Origin of the sequence: Longivirga aurantiaca (genome assembly GCF_042660085.1) — a bacterium.
Taxonomy (GTDB): domain Bacteria; phylum Actinomycetota; class Actinomycetes; order S36-B12; family CAIYMF01; genus Longivirga; species Longivirga aurantiaca.
Genome location: NZ_JBHSTI010000058.1, coordinates 1 through 19,849, shown reverse-complemented (window position 1 = coordinate 19,849; position 19,849 = coordinate 1). Strand labels below are relative to the sequence as shown.

Here is a 19,849-nt window from a genome sequence, read left to right as displayed (position 1 = left end):
AGGCTCACCCGACGTTCGACCCCGGCACCTCGTCCCCTGCTCGATCGAGGACGGCGTGGCCGCCCACGACGTGCTCGGCAGGCACCCAGCCGGCCTCCGGATCGCGTCGCCAGGCCGCACCCGTCGCGGGGTCGAGGACCACGAGCGACACCCACCCGCCCAGCACCAGCCGGGCGACCTCGGGCCGCCGTGCCAGGACCGCCTCGACCGCGCTGGTCGACGCGTGGATCACCGCCAGCAGACGCAGCGGCTCGTGGAACGGCCGCTCGGTCCACCGCCCGCCCGACGGCGCGCTCGCCGAGACGGCCTGCCAGGGCAGCCCGATGCGGAGGTCGCCGCGGGCACCGGTGACGACGGCCGTCAGCGGTGCGGGCTCGCCGGACGCCGACGTCAGGACGTTGTGGGTGGTCTTGTCGCCGGCACCGAACCGCAGCGGGTCCACGGTGGAGCACCAGTACTGCGACGAGATCCACTGCGCCACCACGAGCGGCGCGCTCATGAGGAAGTCGAGCGACGAGCCGTCCTCGTCGAGCTCGGCACGGTAGGACTGCAGGAACACCCGGCCGTCGAGGTCGAGCGCATCGGTCAGGCTCCGGGGCCCGATCACGATCGCGGCGTTCCGGGCCAGGCCCCACTCGGGCCGCACCTGCGCCCAGTCGACGGCCCGCGAGTCGAGCGCGCCGCGCAGCCGCGCGGTGTCGGCCGGCAGCCGCTCGGGCAGCAGCGGCGCCCTCTCCGCCGCCACGGCGTCGCACGCGCCCGCCACGTCGTCGAGGAGCCTCGCGACCACGTCCGCGCACGCGGGCGGGACGTCGACGAGCATGCTCACCCGGTCGCGGGTCGTGTCGTGCAGCGCAGCGCCGAACCAGGTGGCGGCGGGCAGATCGATGCCCTGGGCCCGCAGGCCGTCGCGCACCCGAGGGTCGTTGAGCACCTGGGCCATGGCCCGCGCGCTCACGTCGCCGGCGAAGCCGCCGCAGGCGCCGCAGTCGTACGCCGCGACGTGCGGGTTGTTCGCCGCGTGACCGCCGTGCCCGAGGAGCAGCACCACCGGGGCCGGGTGGAGCAGCCCCGTCGTGCGCAGGAACGCCGCCGCAGCCGCCACGAGCTCGTCGAGCCCGAAGCCCGCGGGCGCGCCGGATCCCTGCTCGAGGTCGAGCACGCCCTCAGGGACCGACTCCCCGCCCGGCCGGACCTGGCCCCACAGGCGGGGGAGGACGGTGTGCAGGAGGGCGGACGGGCCGGACACCCAGCCGGCCGCCTCGGCGAGCGCGAACGGCGCCGCCGGCGCGAGCTCGACCGCGTGCACAGCGTCCGACGTCTCGCCCAGGACCGACTCGGCCCACGGCGTCGCACGCTGCGGCTCGGAGACCACGTGCGCAGGACGCAGCAGCGCGGGCAGCCGCTCGGTGAGAGCACCCGAGGCGGAGCAGTGCGCCAGCGGCAGCCCGAAGAAGCCGGCCGCGCCGAGGGTCTCCCAGGGACCGCGCGCCTCGAGCGCGCGGCGCAGGCGCTCGGACCGCACGTCGATGCACGCGACCACCTGAGCATCCGCCTGCCCGGCGACGGGTGCGCCGGCCAGCACCTCGGCGCGCGCGGCGAGGTGCTGGATGAGCGGACGCCGGTACGACTCCTCGAGCGCGCGCAGCCGCAGCAGCCCGAGGCCCTCCTCGAGCATCTCGACCGCGATCTCGCGCAGCGCGTCGAGCGCGGCCGGCGCGACGGAGTCCCGGGGCGCGCCGGATGCGCGGATCAGCATCGCCACCACCGGAGCGAGGTCGTCCTCGACGTCCCGCACGAGCGCGGCCCGCGGGCCGGCGGCCGCCACCACCAGCGACTCCAGGACGAGGCGGGCGGCGAGCAGGTCGAGCAGCTCGACCACGCCGTCGGCACGGCCGACCCGGCGCCGCCACGCGAGGTGCGCGACCCAGCCCGGGTCGCGGGCGAGCACCCGCGACAGCGCGGGCACGACGTCGTCGGCGAGCACGCCGCACCGCGCCAGCGCCTCCGCCACGGCCTCGGCCGGTGCGACCGGCATGCTGGCGACCCACCCGGCGGCGCCGCGCGTGCGGAGCAGGCGGTCGAGGTGCGCGGCGTCGCCGCGGACGGCGTCCCAGACACCGGGGTACGGCGAGGGCCACGACGCCGCGCCGTAGCTGCGGGCGGCGTACGTCGCGACCAGGTCGCGGCCGCGTGAGTCGAGGGCGACCAGCTCGGGACGTCCGTCCGCGGCCGCCTCGGCGGGCGACGACACGAGCCGGCGGCGCGACCGGCCCCACGACCGGGCACCGAGGGCCGACCGCACCCAGTCGACGTCGTCCTGCGGGGGCTCCTCGGCGAGCAGCGCCGCGGCGACGAGGGCCGACCGCTCGCGTACGCACCCCTGCAGCGGGAGGTCGAGGCCCGGGGCCACCGTGGCGGCGACGCGCTGGAGCGCAGCCGGGTCGAGCACGCCGTCGTCCAGGGACGCCCGCAGCAGCGCAGCGTCGATCTCGGTGCGCGCACCCCAGGTGGCTGCAGCGGCGTCGACCGCGTCGGCGAAGTCCAGGTGCTCGAGCCCGGCGAGGGGGTTGCTCGCCACGAACGCGGCCAGCGGCCAGCTCGGCGCCACGACCTCGGCGGCGGTGACGGTGGCCTCGACGACCAGGGCGGGCTCCGGTGCGGGCAGGCCGCTGCCCGGAACGGGCGCGGGAAGCGCGATCCGCGGCAGGGCGGCGACCGGGGCGTGGACCGAGCGACCGACCCGGGCGGCGAGGCCCGGCATGGCGCCCCGCCGCAGCCGCGCGTCGAGCAGCCAGCCCACGGCGCCCACGAGCAGGAGGCCCGCCACGGCGCCCGCGAGCAGCGCCGTGCCCGGCTCGCCCCAGGCCGGCGGGCTCCAGCCGAGCACGTCGGCGAGCGCATGGTCGGCCAGCCGCACCGCGAGCACATAGCCGGTCGCAGCAGCGAGGGCGACGACGACGCTGCCGGCACGCCGGCCGGTCGCCGCGGCCCGGGCCGCGACAGCCGCGGCCAGCGCCGCGACCGCCACGGGCAGCAGGTACGCCGGCATCGAGAGGAGCGGCTCGGCCCAGGCCAGCGGGAGGCCCGCCGCCAGAAGGACGACCAGCACACCGAGCGCGGCGGCGAGCCAGGCGCGCGGGTCGCGGCGCGACGCGTGCGGGGCTCGGGCCGCCCGGGCCCGCTCGATCGCGCCGCCGGCGCCGAGGAAGAGCCCGGCCTTCCACATGCCGTGGCCGAGCAGGTGGATGAGCGCCGCCGCCGGCAGCCCGAGGCCGAGCGTGACGGCGAGGTAGCCCATCTGCGCCGAGGTCGACGATGCGAGCCGGCCCTTGACGTCGGAGCGCACGCGCAGCTGCGCGGTCGCGATGACGACGGTGGCGAGGCCGAGAGCGAACGCCAGGCCGCGCGCCGCACCGCTGACCGAGAGCAGGGGCCAGAGGAGCAGGGCGAGGATGCCGATCCCGTTGACGAAGCCGGCGTGCAGCAGGGCGCTCACCGGCGAGGGCGCCTCGGCCACCTCGGGGAGCCAGCGGTGCGCGGGCACCAGCGCGCTGCGCACGGCACCTGCGAGCACGACGAGCACGGCCACGACCTCGGCAGCGGCGCCCGTCCCTGCGGCCGCGCCGAGCGCCGCCACGTCGAGCACGCCGAGCCACGCACCGGACACCACCACCGCGGCGACGAGGGCGAGATCGCCGACGAGCAGCCTGCGCCGGACCCAGCGGCTCGCCGCGCGTGCCCGGTCGCCGCCCGCGTGCTCGACCAGCCCCGACATCGCGAGACCGGAGGCGATCCAGCCGAGGGCCAGCAGGGGCAGGCTCGCAGCACTGACGGCGAGGGCGAGACCGAGCACGACCACGAGCTGCAGCACCGCGAAGCGGGCCAGCCGGGCCTGTCCGGCGAGGTTGCGCCGCGAGTACGCCGCCACCACCGCACCGACGCCGGTGACGAGCACCAGCAGCATCGCGCGCACGGCGTCCAGGCCGAGCCCGACCGTCGCGGTGCCGAACGGACCGGCGTCGACCGCGCCCAGGTCGGCCGTCACGGGGCCGTTGACCAGGACGGTCGCGAGCAGCAGCACGGAACCGAGCGCGGTGAGGGTGAGGGCCGTCGTCGTGACGCGCAGGGGTGACATGCGAAGAATAATACAGGAAGTTGACTTCCTGTCTAGCGAGTCGCGGTTCCGCCGTGGCCCATGGACGGACCACAATGGGCGCCGTGCAGCCGCCCTCCGAGTCGCCGACCCGCTCCTGGACCCTGCTCACCAACCACGCGCGCGTCCTGCTGCTCATCGCGCGCGACCCCGACGCACGGCTGCGCGACCTCGCCGACGCCGCCCAGATCACCGAGCGCGCCGCCCAGGCGATCGTGCGCGACCTCGAGGAGGCCGGCTTCGTGACCCGCACCCGGGTCGGACGCCGCAACACCTACGAGCTGCACCCGGCGGGGCGGTTCCGGCACCCGGCCGAGGCCGACCACGAGGTCGGCGAGCTGCTCGCGCTCTTCGCCTCTGCAGACGCGCCCCGCCGCACCTGAGCCATCCGGTTCCGCTCCGCGCACGACTGACCACGTTCGGTCACTCTCCGCACGTCGCCGCAGGCTGCATTGCGCACTCTGCCCACCCGTGCTGACGAGAGTCGTTCGCACCCGGACAAAATCGCCCCGAAACCCTTGACTCGGGCTGTGGCACGCGCCACTCTTGCGCAGTCATTCGGATCCGAACGGATCCGCCGACCTCGCCGAGTCCCGGCGCCACGAGGAGAGCCATGACCCAGCTCCAGCCCCCGCCGCAGGAGACCCCGGAGACCGCGCTGCACCACGGACGCCTCGGCGTCCTCGGCATCGTGTTCTTCGTCGTCGCCGCAGCCGCACCGCTCGTCGGCATGACCGGCGCCGTCCCGGTCGCCATCGTCCTCGGCAACGGTGCCGCGGCCCCCGGCGCCTACGTCGTCGTCGGCCTCGTCCTGCTGCTGTTCAGCGTCGGCTACGCCGCTATGGCGAGCCGCGTGACCAACGTCGGGGCCTTCTTCGCCTACGTCGGGCGGGGCCTCGGGATCATCCCCGGCGTCGGCTCGGCGTTCGTGTCGCTGGTCGCATATCTCGCCGTCCAGCTCGCGATCTTCGGGTTCTTCGGCGGCCTGGTGTCAGGCGAGATGAAGGCGAAGTTCGGCATCGACCTGCCGTGGTACGCCTGGACGCTCATCGCCTGGGCCCTCGTGCTCGGCCTCTCAGCACTCTCGGTCGACGTCGGTGCCAAGCTCCTCGGCGTCCTGATGTCCCTCGAGCTCCTGTCGCTGGTCGTCACCGGCTTCGCCGTCTTCTTCTCCTCCGACAAGCCCGAGGGCATCGACCTCGGCGCCTCGTTCGCGCCGGCCAACATCTTCGCCGGAGGGCTTGCGAGCACCGCGGGCATCGCGCTCGCCTTCGCCTTCGCCTCCTACATCGGCTTCGAGGCCACCGCCATCTACGGCGAGGAGGCCAAGGACCCGCACCGCACGGTGCCGCGGGCGACGTACCTGGCGGTCATCACCATCACCATCGTGTTCGGCTTCACCGCGTTCGCCGTCGTCACCGGCCTCGGGGCCTCGACCGTGATCGACCGGACCGTCGAGCTCTCCACGGTCGAGGGCGTGCCGCTCGCCAATCCGGCAGGCGTCCTGTTCGCGGTGGCCGAGCAGTACGTCGGCACCTGGATCGTCGACCTCATGAGCTGGCTGGTCATCTCGTCGCTGTTCGCGGGCCTGCTGGCGTTCCAGAACTCCGCCGCGCGCTACTTCTACGCCATGGGCCGCTCCGGTGTTCTGCCGACCTCGCTCGACCGTGTGAACGGCCGCGGCGCCCCCTGGGCCGGCACCCTGGTCACCTCGGTGATCTCCCTGGTCGTGATCGTCATCTTCTGGGTGGCTGCTCTCGACCCGATCCTCAACCTCTTCTACTGGTTCTCCGGCCTTGCGGTGCTCGCCATCGTCTTCGTCGAGATCCTCGTGTCGCTCGCGGTCGTGGCGTTCTTCTCCCGCCATCGTGGAGACGTCGGGGTGTGGGCATCGGTCATCGCTCCGCTGCTCTCGATCATCGGCCTGACCGTGGGCATGTGGCTGCTGGCCTCGCGCTTCGGCCTGCTCGCGGGCACGGTCGCGGAGGGGGTCGACCCGACCGTGACGCCGTGGGGCCTCAACGCCACCGGCTGGATCCTCGTGCTGACGCCGTTCGCGATGTTCGCCCTCGGCCTGCTGGTGGGCAAGCTCCGCCTGACGGACGAGAACGAGGACGCGATCGCCGACCTCGTCAGCTGATCGCCAGCGCACCCACGAGGCCCCGGACCGCACGGTCCGGGGCCTCGTGCCGTCCGTCACGACGGCATCGGATACGACCATGCCCTGACTCTGACTCACGTAGGGTGATACCGGAAACTTGCTTCGCTCGATCCGGACCGTGGGAGGACCGAGGTGGCCGAGCTGCTGGCAGCCGACCTGCACCTGCTGTCGACGCTACACGACCAGGTCCTGCGCGAGTCCGGCGCCGCGGACATCGCCCTGCTTCTCGAGCAGATCACCGCGGACCCCGCGGCGGCGGAGACCGCCATCGACGCGCTCGGGCCGGAGGATTCCGGCAGTCTCGCCCGCGCGCTCGCGGTGCGCCTGCACCTGTCCAACCTGGCCGACGAGCGCGAGCGTGCCCGCGCCATCCAGCACGAGCAGCCGGCGGCGCCTGACGCCGACTTCGGCGACGAGCTGTGGCCCGCCGTCGTGTCGGCGACGGCGGAGGGCACGCAGGAGGTCCTGGGCCGTCTGCGCATCCACCCCGTCCTCACCGCCCACCCGACGGAGGCACGACGCCGTGCAGTCGCGACGGCGGTGCGGCGGGTGGCGGACCAGCTGGCACGGCACGACGACCCACGCGTGGGTGCGGCCGAGCGATGGGTGGCCCGACGTCGCCTGCTCGAGGAGATCGAGACGCTGCAGCGGACGTCCTCCTTGCGCACGACACGGCCCGGCCCGTTGGACGAGGTCCGCACGGTCCTCACGGTGTTCGACCAGACGCTCGTCCGCGCCGTTCCGCGGCTGTACCGCGCGACGGAGGTGGCGCTGGTGGGCGAGCGCAGCGGCGCCATCCCGACACCGGTCCCGGCCTTCGTCCGGTTCGGGTCCTGGGTCGGTGGCGACCGCGACGGCAACCCCTACGTGACCGCCGATGTCACCCGTCAGGCGATGGCGCTGCAGGCGGAGCACGCGCTCGCGGCCCTGCTCGACGCGGTGGAACGCGTGGGACGCACCCTGACCGAGGACGAGTCGGACACCGCGCCCTCCCGGGCGCTGCAGGAGTCGCTGGCACGGGACGCGGTGGGCATGCCCGACCGCATGTCGCAGATCCGGCTGGCCAGCCCTGGGGAGCCCCACCGTCAGAAGCTCCTCGTCATGGCCGAGCGCATCCGTGCCACCCGCGCCGGCCTCACCGAGCACTCCTACACCGGCCCCGAGCAGCTGCTCGACGACCTGCGGCTCGTGCAGGAGTCGCTGCAGCAGGCGGGTGCCGCGCGGGCCGCGAACGGGGAGCTGCAGCACGTCATCTGGGTCGTGGAGACGTTCGGCTTCCACCTGGCCGAGCTCGAGGTGCGGCAGCACTCGGCGATCCACCGAGAGGCCCTCATCGAGCTCATCGGCCAGCTGCCTGGCGTGCACGACGCCGCGGCCGCGGCGGACGACGAGGCGTTCCTCGACGGGCTGGCCACCGACGGCTGGCCGGAGGGCGTCGTGGCCCGCTCGGACCGTGCGGCCGAGGTGCTCGACACGCTGCGCGTGCTGGAGTGGCTGCAGAGCCGGTGGGGTCAGCGGTCATGCGGCCGGTACGTCGTCTCGTTCAGCCAGACGTCGGCGCACCTGGTCGCGGTGCGCGCGCTGGCGCGGCTCGCGGTGGGCGACCGTCCGTTGCGGCTCGACGTCGTCCCGCTGTTCGAGACCGGTGAGGACCTGCACGGGGCCACCGCGGTCCTCGACGGGTGGCTGCCGCTCCGATCGACCCAGGACTGGCTCGCCGGCACCGGTCGAGCCGTCGAGGTCATGCTCGGCTACTCCGACTCCGCCAAGGATGTCGGACCTGCTGCGGCGACGATCGCGCTGTCCGAGGCGCAGAGCCGACTGGTGGCGTGGGCAGGGCGCCATGCGGTCGGGCTGACGCTGTTCCACGGTCGGGGCGGCTCGCTGGGACGCGGCGGCGGGCCGCTCCACCGCGCGGTGACGGCGCAGCCCCCGGGGTCGGTCGACGGCCGGCTGAAGGTCACCGAGCAGGGCGAGGTGATCTTCGCCCGCTACGGGGACACGACGGTGGCCCAGCGCCACCTCGAGCGGATGACGACGGCGGTGCTGCTGGCGGACACCGCCGCCGTGGCCGAGCGCAACGCCTCGGCCGCCCAGCGGTACGCCGACCTCGCTGCCACGGTGGAGCGGGCGTCCCGCGAGGAGTACCGACGGCTGGTCGAGACTCCCGGCTTCGCCGACGTCCTGGCCGACGCCAGCCCGCTGGAGGAGATCGGCGAGCTGCGGCTCGGATCCCGCCCCGTGCGGCGCAGCGGCGCCGAGTCCGGTCGGTCGCTGTCGGACCTGCGGGCCATCCCGTGGGTCTTCGCCTGGAGCCAGACGCGGGCGAACCTTCCGGGCTGGTACGGCATCGGGTCGGGCCTGTCGGCTGTGGGGGACATCGAGCTCCTGCAGCGCGCCTACCGTGAGTGGCCGCTGATGGCCGCGCTGCTCGACGTCGCCGAGATGAGCCTGGCGAAGAGCAACCGCATGCTCGCCTCGCTGTTCCTCAGCCTCGGAGGTCGCAGCGACATCACCGAGCAGATCCTGGCCGAGATGGACCTCACCCGTTCCCTGGTGCTCGACGTGATGGGGCAGTCCGAGCTGCTGGAGCGCAAGCGGGTCCTGGCCGCGACCGTGACCGCTCGGGCGCCCTTCGTCGACGCTCTGTCGCGGCTGGAGCTGCGCGCCCTGACACATGTGCGGACCGACGGCGAGAGCACGCCGTGGCGCAGCGTGCTCCTGCTCGCGGTGAACGCTTCGGCCGCCGGGCTGCAGAACACCGGCTGAGCGGCGAGCCTCACGCGCCCCGATCGACCGTCGCCGTCAGGCCGTGAGGCGGGCGCCCTCGGCGACGAGGTGGCGGCAGAGCGCAGGCACCTCGTCGACGCTGCGGACGAACATCGACGGCTTGAAGCAGATCGTGGTGAAGCCCTGCTCGAGCTGGCGGGGCAGGTCGGCGAGCGCGACGTCGACGTCGGCGACGTCGTCCGGCCCGGTGAACGCGCCCTGGATGCCGCCGACGAGCTCGAGCTCGGCGATGTCGCGTCCGACCTCGCGCATACCCGTCGCGAGCGCTGCCATGTCGGCGTCGGTGAGACGGCCGAAGGGGTTGAGGCCGCTGCCGTAGCGCGCGATGCGGCGTACGACGTGCGGCGGCATCCCCTGGCCGCCGAACCAGAACGGCGGGCCCGCCGACGAGTGGGCGCCCGGCTCCAGCCAGACGTCGGTGAACGGGAACCGCGGTCCGTCGTGGCTGATCGGGAACGGGCCCCACGACTTCGCGAGCACCTCGAGCTGCTCGTCGAGGATCCGGCCGCGCTCGGCGAAGGGCACCCCGAGGGCGGCGTACTCGTCCTTCGACCAGCTCACCGTCGGCAGCACGACGAGGCGCCCCTCGGAGAGCAGGTCGAGGGTGCCGAGCTCCTTGGCCAGCAGCAGCGGGTGGCGCAGCGGGGCGATGATCGCGCCGGCGACCAGGCGCAGGCTGGACGTCGCCTGCGCGATGGCCGACATGAGCACGATGCTGCTGGGCCAGGGGTACGTCGGCGACTGGTTGCCGGGCGCGGCGTAGTCGCGCGGGTTGTGCATCTCGCCTGCAGCACCTGAGTCGCGCCCGAGCACGACGTGCTCGGAGACCTGGACGCCGTCGACGCCGTTCGCCCCGGCGGTCGCCGCGAGGTCGACCAGCGCCCCGAGGTCGCGCGGGTCGAGGATCGCCTCGTTCTCGGTGAGCACCATGAGCCACCGCACGTCCGCCATCCCGCCCTACCCCTTCTTCCTCGAGTTACTGCCCAAATGCTCGTTGAGCGGCGTCGTTCAGCGTGCATTTGGGCAGTAACTCGCGTCCTTCAGCGGGCTGCGGGGGCTACTTCTCCTGGACGGTGCTCGGGTAGAGGTCCTTGGACGGGGTGCGGATGCCGCGGAACTCCCAGTCGCCGCCGAGGGCCGTGGAGACGACCTCCTCGCTCTCGGTCGGCTGCGCGCCGACGTCGGTGCGGATCGGGGTCGGGCCGGTGACGATGTGGTTCGTGAGCCTCCCGAGGCCCTCCACCTCCACCTCGACGACGTCGCCGGGGACGACCGGTCGCGAGTTGGCCGGCGTACCGGAGTAGATGAGATCGCCGGGCACGAGCGTGATCGTGCGGGCGAGGTCGGCGACGAGGTAGTTCATGTCCCACTCCATGCCGTCGGTCGTGTCGTCCTGGACGACGGCGCCGTTGACGAGGGTGCGGATCTGCTTGCCGCGGAAGTCCCAGTCGGTGACGAGGCCCGGGCCCACCGGCGCGAGGGTGTCGGACCCCTTCACGCGCAGCATCGAGCCTGCGTCGGTGTCGCGGAAGTCGTGCAGGCCGTAGTCGTTGCCGACGGTGTAGCCGGCGATGTAGTCGCCCGCCTCGGCCGGCGACACGTTGCGGCAGGTGCGCCCGATGACGATGACGATCTCGCCCTCGTAGTTGAGCCAGCGGCAGCCCTCGGGCCGCACGACGGCGCCCTTGTGGCTGTTGATCGCCGTGATCGGCTTGTGGAAGTACGTCGGCGCCGGCGGCAGCTTGGTCATGAACTCCTGCGTGCGGCTGTCGTAGTTCAGGTGCACCGCGATGATCTTCGTCGGCTCCGACGGCGGCAGGTGGATCGCATCCTCGACCCCCACCTCGCGGCCGTCGGCGGCGACGAGCGTGTCGCCGTGGCGCACGACCTGGACGGCGCTGCCCTCGAGCAGGATCCGGCGGTACTCGGTCACGTTCTCTCCCAGGGTTCTCAGGCAGCGCGGGTGGTGCGTCGGGATGCACGGACGGCGCCCCCGGTGAGGGCGCCGTCGCGTCGTACGTCGGTCAGGTGGTTCGGGGCGCGGTCCAGCCGGCCTCGGGCCGGTCGAACCACACGTGGACCTGGCTGGTGCCGATGGCGTTCTCGTAGTCGCCGTACTGGACCCCGGGTGCGCTGAAGTCGTCCTCACCGAGCGCCGCAGCCATCATGAGGTAGTGGGCGAACATGCCCTCCGGGCGCACGGCGAGGAACTCCGGCATCGTCTCGAGGACGCGGTCGTGACGGCCCTCGAAGAACCACTCGAGGCGCTCGTGATCCATGTCGCGCGCCTTCTGGGTGATGATGTGCGACGGGTCGCTGCTCTCGTGCTTGCGCAGCTCCTTGAGCTTGTAGAACGTGTGCGACATCGAGCCGGTCGCGATGATGATCACCTTGCGGTCGGTCTTCTCAATCGCGGCGCGGATGGCGCGCCCGACGCGCAGGAAGTCGTCGGTCTCACCGGTCTGGCAGACCGAGATCGAGATCCACTGCTTGTCCATGCCCTTGCCGAGGTACGACCAGAGGTTGATCGACGGGTAGTACAGCGGGAGGTACGGGTCGTCGATCGCGGTGATCCAGGTGCCGGCCGGCTCGCCCTCGGCCGCGATCGCCTCGGCGAGCTCGCGGTCGCCCTTCCACTCGTACGGGATGCGGCACATTCCGCGCGGGAGCTCCTCGGCCGTGAACAGGCCTGCGCGGAGGTCCTGCGAGGTCACGATGAACTCGACCGTGGTGAACCAGTGCGAGTCGAGGACGATCACGGTGTCGTAGTCGAGCTGCTCGAACTTCTCCGCGCGCAGCCGGTGCAGGGCGGGGACGAGCGAGATCTCCTTGCCGCCGTTGAGCGCGAGCCGCTCCTCGAGCGGAGCCATGATCGTGGGCACGTGGGACAGCAGCCCCGCTCCGACAACCTCACCCATGTCAGTTCCATCCCTTCGGGGCGAACACGGAGTTCTTGACGTCGCAGTAGAAGTCGAACGACCAGATGCCGCCCTCGCGACCGATCCCCGACCGGCCGCTGCCGCCGAACGGGGCGGAGAGGTCGCGGACGAAGAAGCAGTTGATCCACACCGTGCCTGCCCGCAGCCGGGACGACACTCGCTCGGCACGCTCCTGGCTTCCCGTCACGAGCGTGGCCGCGAGGCCGAACTCGGTGTCGTTGGCCATGCGTACTCCGTCCTCCTCCGTGGAGAACCGCTGCAGCGTCAGCACCGGGCCGAAGACCTCCTGGCAGGTGATCTCCATCGAGCTGTCCACGCCCTCGAACACCGTCGGCTTGTAGAAGAATCCGCCGGTCGCATTGTTGAGCTCGTGGTTCGGCTCGCCGCCGAGGATCACCTGGGCGCCGTCGGCGACCGCGCGCTTCACGAAGCCGTCGACGCGCTCGAAGTGCGTCCGGCTCACCAGCGGACCGATGTCGGACGACTCCTCGCGGCTGTCGCCCTGCGTCACCTGCGCAGCGCGCTCGAGGAACCGCGTGCGGAACTCGTCATAGATGCCGTCCTGCACGAGGAGGCGGACGGCGGCGAGGCAGACCTGGCCGGAGTTGTCGAACTGCTCCACCGCGAGATCGACCGCGAGGTCGAGGTCGGCGTCGTCGAAGACCAGCAGCGGCGACTTGCCGCCGAGCTCGAAGCTCACCGGCGTCACGTTGCGCGCCGCCGACTCGCCGATCTTGATCGACGTCGGCACCGATCCGGTGAAGCAGACCCGGCGTACGTCGGGATGCGCGACGAGCGGCGCACCTGCCTCCGTACCGAGCCCCTGCACCACGTTGAAGACGCCGGCGGGGAGCCCGGCCTCGTGCGCGATGTCGGCGAAGAGCGACGCGGTCAGCGGCGCCCACTCCGGGGGCTTGGCCACCACGGTGTTGCCCGCCGCGAGCGCGGGGCCGATGCGCCAGGTGGCGAGCATCAGCGGCGCGTTCCACGGGGTGACGATCGCGGTGACGCCGGCCGGGTCCCAGCTCACGTGGTTGCGGTGGCCGCGGGTGTCGAAGTCGGGGTGGCCGAGCTCCGTCATGGCGTACTCGGCGAAGAAGCGGATGTTCATCGCGACGCGCGGCATGACGCCGCGGCGGTGCGAGCGCAGCAGCGAGCCGTTGTCGCGCGTCTCGACCTGCGCGAGGTCCTCGATGTGCGCCTCGATGCCCTCGGCGACCTTCAGCAGGATGGCCGAGCGCTCCGCGACCGGAAGCGCGGCCCAGGCGGGGAACGCGGCCTTGGCCGCGGCGACCGCGGCGTCGACCTCGGCCTGGCCTCCCCGGCTCACCTCGGCGATGACCGTTCCGTCGAGCGGCGAGACGTCCTCGAACGTCGTCGCGCTCGCGACGCGCTCGCCACCGATCCAGTGCCGGGTGTCGATCTCGACGCCGGCGACGACTGCCTTGGTCATGGAGCGGGCCTCCGCGAGGATGGGGTGGTCGAGCGAGCCGGTCCGGGCTATCGTTCGGACACAAACGTATGGCCCGGCTGCGGAGGCGTCAAGAGATGTCGCGGACACCGATCGTCGCGATCCCTGCTCGGTTCTCGTCCTCGGCGTCCGCGCACCGCCACCGCGCGATCACCAACGCGCGTGCGCTGTCCGAGGCCGTGCTGCTGGCCGGCGGCGAGCCCGTGACGATCCACCCCTGGGCGCCGGACGGCGTGGTGAGCGCGGACGACGTCGCGCGGCGGCTGTCGTTCGTGGACGCCGTGCTCCTCCCGGGCGGCGGCGACCTCGACCCGTCGACGTACGGGCAGGAGATCCAGAGCGACGACGTGTACGACGTCGACGTCGAGCAGGACGCCTTCGACCTCGCGGTGGCGCGATGGGCGGTCGAGTCGGGTACGCCGCTGCTCGCGGTCTGCCGCGGATGGCAGGTAGTGAACGTCGCGCTCGGCGGCGAGCTCGAGCAGCACATGGCCGAGCCGCACCGGCACGTGGTGCACGAGGTGTCGGTCGACGCCGGCAGCGTGCTCGCCGACGTCGTCGGGCCGACCGTCGCTGCGTCGTGCTACCACCACCAGCGGGTCAGCCGCCTGGCAGACGGCCTCGTGCCCGTGGCGCACGCGGCCGACGGCACGGTCGAGGGTGCGGTGCTCCCGGACGCGAAGGGCTGGTTCCTCGCCGTCCAGTGGCACCCCGAGGACACGTACGGCACCGACCCCGCGCAGCTGGCCCTCTTCCGCGCCCTCGTCGACGCCGCCCGCTGACCACCGGCCGTGATGGCCGGAATTGTTCGGCTCTATTGGATGAAGGTCGCCTTCATCGCACACAGAGCGAGTCAGGCGTTCTCGGCCTGCTTGACGACGGTGCGCAGGGAGCGGGCCATGGCGAGCTTGGCGGCGGCGTCGAGCTGGCTCGAGACGAACGCCTCCTCGGCGTTGAACTTCGGGAACACCTCGGACATCAGGCGCTGGCCCTTGGGCGAGAGCGAGAGCAGCACGCGGCGCGCGTCGTCGGGGTGCACCCGCCGCTTCACGAGCCCGCGTGCGATGAGGGTGTTCTGGACGCCGGTCAGCGTGCCCTTGGAGATGCCCGCCTCGGCGGCGACGTGCCGGCTCTCGATGTCGCCCCAGATCCACACGACCCAGAGCACGACCCAGCCGGTCCAGGTGAGCTCGTGCGGGGCGAGCACCGTGCGCTCGAGGTGGTTGCGGACGGCGTTCGCGGCCCGGTAGATGTTCGAGACGGCGGCCATCGCGCCCATGTCGACCTCGAGGCCCTTGAGCCGCTCGGCGACCGCCTGCTCGGTGGCCTCGAGCGTGTGCTCGCCGGTGGGGCTGGGGTCGGCCGCCGCATTCGTGGCCCGCACGTACTTGCTCAACGAGCACTCCGCGTCGTCGCAGGGGCAGGTGCTCGGGTCGCAGTCGTCCGGGTGGACGACGTGCGCGGCGACGCGGCGCGCGCCCGAGGCGGCCCGCGACCCAGCCTTGTCCGACGAGCTCACGGCAGCCACGCAGCGGAGTCTACGAGAGTCGTTCGGGTCCGCACGCCCGGCTCAGCCCACTGGCCGCGAGGCGACCCGGTCGAGGAAGCGGTCCACGAGCCGGCGGCTGCGGGCCTGCGCGTCGGCCGCGGTCGCCACCGTGCGCGTCATGAGGGCGTCGGCGTCCTCGCCGTGCGCCTCGAGGTACGCAGCCCCACCGTTGTCGAACCACCCCTGGAGCGAGGACGGCGTGAGCTCGGGGTGGAACTGCACGCCCATGCTGCGCCCGATGGTGAAGGCCTGCTCGGCCCGCGGCGTCCGCGCGAGGACCTCCGATCCGGGTGGCGAGATCCACCGGTCGTGGTGCCACTGGAACCACGGCCCCGGCTCGACCAGCGCCGGGTCGGCGCTGTCGACCTCGTACCAGCCGACCTCGGCCTCAGGCGCGCGCTCCACGCCACCGCCGAGCGCGCTCGCGAGCGCCTGGCCGCCGAAGCAGATGCCGAGCACGGGCACGCCCGCCTGGTGCGCCGTCCGGAGGAAGGTCAGCTCCTCGAGGATCCAGGCCCCGATCGTGGGCTCGTCGTACACCGACCAGGGGGCGCCCATCGGCACGATCACGTCGAAGTCGCGCGGGTCCGGGAACACCGCTGCCACATTGGGCTCGTGGAACCTGTCCTCGGGGACGACGACGAACTCCTCGATGGCGTACCCGCGCGCCTCGAGCTGGTCGCCCACGGGCCCGACGGGCGAGACGTGGTCCTGCTGGATGAACAGCGCGCGCACGGGCGGCTCCTCTCGTTCGGGCCCGAACATATGGCCCGACCCCCGGTGCCGCAAGGGCGCGGGCGAGTTTGCGCGAGCCTCTTCCCACGGGGCATCGCTCCCACTATCGTTCCCCCATCGTTCGCATCCGAACGACTGTTCCCGTCGCTCGAGACCAGGAGAGCCCCGCATGGACCAGGTTGACGTGAGCTCGCTGGTCGAGGACCTGCGCGCCAAGGGCATCGACGTGATCCGCGTGTCGTACCCGGACCTCATCGGTGTCGACCGCGGCCGCGACGTGCTCATCGACGAGCTCCAGAGCGTCATGGGCCACGGCATCGCGTTCTGCCGCGCGGTCTACCACACGACCCCGATGGGCGACGTCGTCCCGGTGCAGGGCGGCATCGAGAGCGGCCTGCCCGACATCAGCGCGCGCCCCGACCTCACCACGCTCACGAACCTGCCGTGGGAGCCGGGCGCCGCGTGGTGCCTCGCCGACACCAGCGTCCTCGGCGGCCTCGCAGCCGAGGAGTCGCCCCGCGAGGTCGCCCGCCGCGTCTCGGCCAAGCTGAGCGAGCTCGGCGTCAGCGCGGTGATCGGCCCGGAGCTCGAGTTCTACCTCCTCGAGCCCGACTCCTCGAGCCCGACGGGCTGGAGCCGGTACGCCGACCAGCCCGGCAACGTGTACGTCGTCGGCCGCAAGGGCGACCCCCGCGGCATGCTCCTCACGATGCTGCGCAACATGCGCGACGCCTCGCTGCAGGTGACGGCGGCCAACCACGAGTTCTCGCCCGGCCAGTTCGAGATCAACCTCAACCACTCCGACCTGCTCGACGCCGCGGACCGCGCGTTCCGCATGAAGTCGGCTGTGCAGGAGATCGCTCGGCACGAGGGCATGCTCGCGACGTTCATGGCGAAGCCGTTCAACGAGGAGGGCGGCAGCGGCTTCCACCTGCACATCTCGCTCGTCGACGCCGACGGCACGAACGTGTTCGGCGACCCCGCCGGCGTGGACGGTCTCTCGGCCACCGGTCGCGCCGCCATCGCCGGCGTCCTCGCGCACGCCCCGGCGCTCGCCGCGATCCTCAACCCGACCATCAACTCGTACAAGCGGTTCGGGCCCGACACCCTCGCCCCCTGGCTCATCGACTGGGGCCTGGACAACCGCAGCGCGATGGTCCGCATCCCGCCGGAGCGCGGGGGTGCTGCCCGCATGGAGGTGCGCCTCGGCGACGCGACGGCGAACCCGTACCTCGCCATGGCCGCCGTCAGCGCGGCGATCTACCTCGGCGTGCGCGACACGCTCGAGCCCGCCGCGCCGCTCGAGGGCTACGGCTACGACCCCGAGAGCGCACCGATGCTGCCGCAGTCGCTGCCCGAGGCGCTCGACGCGCTCGAGGCCGACACCGCGCTGGCCGAGGTGCTCGGCGAGTTCTTCGTGAACTCGTTCCTGACGTACAAGCGCAACGAGGTCGAGCGCTTCTCGCGGTTCGTCACCGACTGGGAGTTCCGCGAGTACGCCTACCACCTGTAGCCGCATGACGGAGGCCCCCGCCTCGGCGGGGGCCTCCGTCATGCGTCCGTCGCGATCAGAACGCGTAGGCGCCGAAGCGGCCCCAGGCCACGAAGGCGGCCATGAGGCCCAGCACGATGTTGGGGACGACTGCGGCGAAGCCGTCGCCGCGGCGCAGGTGCATGGCTGCCGCGAGCACCATCACGATGACGAGACCGGTCGCCGCGACCGGCACCAGGATCGGTGCGATGCCCGTGACGGCCGGCAGGATCAGGCCGAGCGCGCCGAGCACCTCGACGACGCCGATCACCTTGACCTGCGTCTGCGAGTAGTCGGCGACCCAGGCCATGCGCTCGAGCAGCTGCTCGCGCTTGCCGGTGATCTTCATGAGGCCGGCGGCGAGGAAGGCCGCAGCAGCGATCCCGGCGACGATCCAGAGTGCGATGTTCATGTCAGCTCCTGTATTGAATGTTCAACTGAAATCACCGTAACCCCTTTGAGTTGAATGTTCAAGTATCACTCTCCGCTAACCTTCGCCCATGGCTGACGACGTCCCCTGGCTCACCCCCGAGCAGCTGCGCTCGTGGATCGCGCTCTCGGTGCTGCTCGAGGCGCTGCCCGCCGCGATCGACGCGCAGCTGAAGCGCGACGCAGGGCTCAACTCGTTCGAGTACCAGGTGATGGCCGGGCTGTCCGACGCCCCCGACCACGCCATCCGCATGAGCGCGCTCGCCGCCTTCGCGAGCGGCTCGCCGTCGCGGCTCTCGCACGCCGTAGGTCGGCTGGAGAAGCAGGGCTTCGTCGTCCGCCGTCAGGCCGACGACGATCCGCGCGCGGTCGAGGCCGTGCTGACCCCCGCCGGCCGCGCGAAGATGAAGGAGTGCGCGCCGGCGCACGTGCGCGAGGCCCGGCGGCTCGTGGTCGACGTGCTGACCCCGACGCAGCTCGACCAGCTCGGACGCATCGCGCGCAAGGTGCTCGAGGTGGCGGCGCCGCAGACCGCGGAGATCGTGGCGCACGGGCACGCGCCCACGGCGTCCAAGCCCCGCCGCGCCTGAGCCGCGTCACCGCGGCTACAGGCGGAGGAAGCCCTCCTCGACCAGGCCGCGTACGGCGATGAGCGCACCCGGCAGCACGTCGTCGGCGTCGAGGTCGAACACCACGGCGGCACGGTCGACCGCCTCGGTCACGGTCGTGGCGCCGTCGAAGGTGCGGACGAGGTGCGCGCCTACGGAGTCGAGGACGACCTCGGGCCGCCACCCGTCCAGCACCGAGAGCCGCGGCGGCGTCGCGCCGAGCCGCCCGTCGTACCCCGCCACGTCGGACTCCACGAGGCGCAGCCCCTCGACGCGCCGCGGCGTCGACTCCAGCAGCGCGAACGCGTCGGTGCCCGCCCACGCCGCGCGCGCAGACACGAGGCCCGACACCTCGGCGCCGTCGGGCAGGCGCGGCGCGTGCGCCACGTCCTCGACCCGCGGGCCCTGCGCGCCGTACGTGCCCCCCTTGAGCAGCACGATCCAGCCGAAGCCGATGCCCTCGGCGGCCATGTCCGCGAGCGCGTCGAGCCACTCGCCGTAGCGGCGGTCGTGCTCGGCGCGGTCCTCCCCGCCGCCCGCGTCGCGCAGCCAGAGCCCGACGTACTCGGCCGGGTCCTGCACCTCGCGCTGGGCGACCCACGCGTCGCACCCGGTGCCCTCGACCCAGGTGGCGACGCGCTCGCGCCAGTCCTCACCGCGCACATGCAGCCAGTTGGCCAGCACCACCGCGGTGCCGCCGTCGCGCAGGTGCGACGGCGCCTGCTGCACCAGGAGCCGCCCGAGGTCGTCGGCGGGCAGGCCCGCGTCGCGATACGTGTAGCGGTGCCCGGGCGAGATCACGAACGGCGGGTTGGAGACCACGAGGTCGAACTGCTCGCCGCCGACCGGCTCGAACAGCGACCCCTCGCGCAGGTCCCACTGCTGCCCGGAGAGCGCGGCCGACAGCGCCGCGAGGCGCAGCGCCCGACGGTTGCGGTCGGTCGCGACGATCTCGCGCGCATGCCGCCCGAGGTGCAGGGCCTGGACGCCGCAGCCCGTGCCGAGGTCGAGGGCGCGGTCGACCTGCGCTCGCGGCGTGATGCGCGCGAGGGTCAGGCTCGCCCCGCCCACGCCCAGCACGTGGTCGACCGCCACCTCCGGCACCGTGTGGCCGCTCGAGTCCGGCCCGTGGTCGCTCACGACGTACCAGTCGGTGTCGGGCTCGCCGTACGGCCGGACGTCCACGGCTGCCCTGAGCTCGGCTCCCCCGCCGACGAGCCCGAGGGCGAGGAGGTCGTCGAGCGGGAGGTGCCGTGCCACGGCCTCGCGGGGTACGGCGTCGCCGAGGACGAACAGGTGCGCGAGCACGACGTCGGCACCGCTGCGGCCGGCGAGCATCCGCCGGGCAGGCACGGGCTCGCCGCGCCCGAGGGCGGCGTACGCGCTCGGGCCCAGGACGGCGAGCAGCCCGTCGGCGGTGAACCCGGCGTCGAGGAACGTGGAGCGCAGACGGCTGGCGGCGGCGAGATCGGCGGTGCTC

Annotated in this window: 15 protein-coding genes; 6 read left to right on the top strand and 9 right to left on the bottom strand. The window is 73.0% G+C overall.

Features of this window, described 5'->3' with window-relative positions:
- Positions 1 to 4: 4 nt before the first annotated feature.
- On the bottom strand, positions 5 to 4,138 hold the full coding sequence (locus ACFQGU_RS17420) for a putative inorganic carbon transporter subunit DabA (RefSeq protein WP_386768969.1): 4,134 nt from the start codon (positions 4,136 to 4,138) through the stop codon (positions 5 to 7).
- Positions 4,139 to 4,212: 74 nt separating this feature from the next.
- Between ACFQGU_RS17420 and ACFQGU_RS17415 the strand changes: the two genes are divergently transcribed.
- From ACFQGU_RS17415 to ACFQGU_RS17405, 3 genes are all read left to right on the top strand, one after another.
- Complete coding sequence (locus tag ACFQGU_RS17415) at positions 4,213 to 4,539, top strand: helix-turn-helix transcriptional regulator (RefSeq protein ID WP_386768997.1); 327 nt, start codon at positions 4,213 to 4,215, stop codon at positions 4,537 to 4,539.
- Between the two features lie 230 nt (positions 4,540 to 4,769).
- Complete coding sequence (locus ACFQGU_RS17410) at positions 4,770 to 6,296, top strand: APC family permease (protein ID WP_386768968.1); 1,527 nt, start codon at positions 4,770 to 4,772, stop codon at positions 6,294 to 6,296.
- Between the two features lie 153 nt (positions 6,297 to 6,449).
- Positions 6,450 to 9,086 (top strand): phosphoenolpyruvate carboxylase, encoded by a 2,637-nt coding sequence (locus tag ACFQGU_RS17405; RefSeq protein ID WP_386768967.1) that lies wholly within the window; start codon positions 6,450 to 6,452, stop codon positions 9,084 to 9,086.
- 36 nt (positions 9,087 to 9,122) lie between these two features.
- Here the strand turns inward: ACFQGU_RS17405 and ACFQGU_RS17400 are convergent, their stop codons facing one another.
- From ACFQGU_RS17400 to ACFQGU_RS17385, 4 genes are all read right to left on the bottom strand, one after another.
- Positions 9,123 to 10,058: an LLM class flavin-dependent oxidoreductase gene (locus ACFQGU_RS17400; RefSeq protein WP_386768966.1), complete on the bottom strand. Its 936-nt coding sequence runs from the start codon at positions 10,056 to 10,058 to the stop codon at positions 9,123 to 9,125.
- A 106-nt stretch (positions 10,059 to 10,164) separates the two neighbouring features.
- The gene (locus ACFQGU_RS17395; RefSeq protein ID WP_386768965.1) at positions 10,165 to 11,040 is read right to left on the bottom strand and encodes a fumarylacetoacetate hydrolase family protein; all 876 of its coding nucleotides are present in this window, start codon (positions 11,038 to 11,040) and stop codon (positions 10,165 to 10,167) included.
- Between the two features lie 91 nt (positions 11,041 to 11,131).
- On the bottom strand, positions 11,132 to 12,025 hold the full coding sequence (locus ACFQGU_RS17390; protein ID WP_386768964.1) for a DODA-type extradiol aromatic ring-opening family dioxygenase: 894 nt from the start codon (positions 12,023 to 12,025) through the stop codon (positions 11,132 to 11,134).
- Between the two features lies 1 nt (position 12,026).
- Positions 12,027 to 13,499 (bottom strand): aldehyde dehydrogenase family protein, encoded by a 1,473-nt coding sequence (locus ACFQGU_RS17385; RefSeq protein ID WP_386768963.1) that lies wholly within the window; start codon positions 13,497 to 13,499, stop codon positions 12,027 to 12,029.
- A 95-nt stretch (positions 13,500 to 13,594) separates the two neighbouring features.
- On the opposite strand from ACFQGU_RS17385, the gene ACFQGU_RS17380 reads away from it, so the two are divergent.
- Positions 13,595 to 14,299, top strand: a complete 705-nt coding sequence (locus ACFQGU_RS17380) for a gamma-glutamyl-gamma-aminobutyrate hydrolase family protein (protein ID WP_386768962.1) — start codon at positions 13,595 to 13,597, stop codon at positions 14,297 to 14,299.
- A gap of 71 nt (positions 14,300 to 14,370) precedes the next feature.
- Here ACFQGU_RS17380 and ACFQGU_RS17375 read toward each other — a convergent pair whose 3' ends face one another.
- Positions 14,371 to 15,045: a MarR family winged helix-turn-helix transcriptional regulator gene (locus ACFQGU_RS17375; protein ID WP_386768961.1), complete on the bottom strand. Its 675-nt coding sequence runs from the start codon at positions 15,043 to 15,045 to the stop codon at positions 14,371 to 14,373.
- Positions 15,046 to 15,087: 42 nt separating this feature from the next.
- The gene (locus ACFQGU_RS17370) at positions 15,088 to 15,801 is read right to left on the bottom strand and encodes a type 1 glutamine amidotransferase (RefSeq protein WP_386768960.1); all 714 of its coding nucleotides are present in this window, start codon (positions 15,799 to 15,801) and stop codon (positions 15,088 to 15,090) included.
- Positions 15,802 to 15,970: 169 nt separating this feature from the next.
- Between ACFQGU_RS17370 and ACFQGU_RS17365 the strand changes: the two genes are divergently transcribed.
- Positions 15,971 to 17,314, top strand: coding sequence for a glutamine synthetase family protein (locus ACFQGU_RS17365; protein WP_386768959.1), 1,344 nt, complete (start codon positions 15,971 to 15,973; stop codon positions 17,312 to 17,314).
- A 55-nt stretch (positions 17,315 to 17,369) separates the two neighbouring features.
- Here the strand turns inward: ACFQGU_RS17365 and ACFQGU_RS17360 are convergent, their stop codons facing one another.
- The gene (locus ACFQGU_RS17360) at positions 17,370 to 17,744 is read right to left on the bottom strand and encodes a DoxX family protein (protein ID WP_386768958.1); all 375 of its coding nucleotides are present in this window, start codon (positions 17,742 to 17,744) and stop codon (positions 17,370 to 17,372) included.
- 88 nt (positions 17,745 to 17,832) lie between these two features.
- On the opposite strand from ACFQGU_RS17360, the gene ACFQGU_RS17355 reads away from it, so the two are divergent.
- A complete protein-coding gene (locus ACFQGU_RS17355) occupies positions 17,833 to 18,351 on the top strand; it encodes a MarR family winged helix-turn-helix transcriptional regulator (protein WP_386768957.1) in 519 nt (172 codons plus the stop codon).
- 15 nt (positions 18,352 to 18,366) lie between these two features.
- On the opposite strand, the gene ACFQGU_RS17350 is transcribed toward ACFQGU_RS17355, so the two are convergent.
- Positions 18,367 to 19,849 (bottom strand): DUF7059 domain-containing protein (locus ACFQGU_RS17350; RefSeq protein ID WP_386768956.1); only part of this gene is annotated, 1,483 nt, incomplete at its 5' end.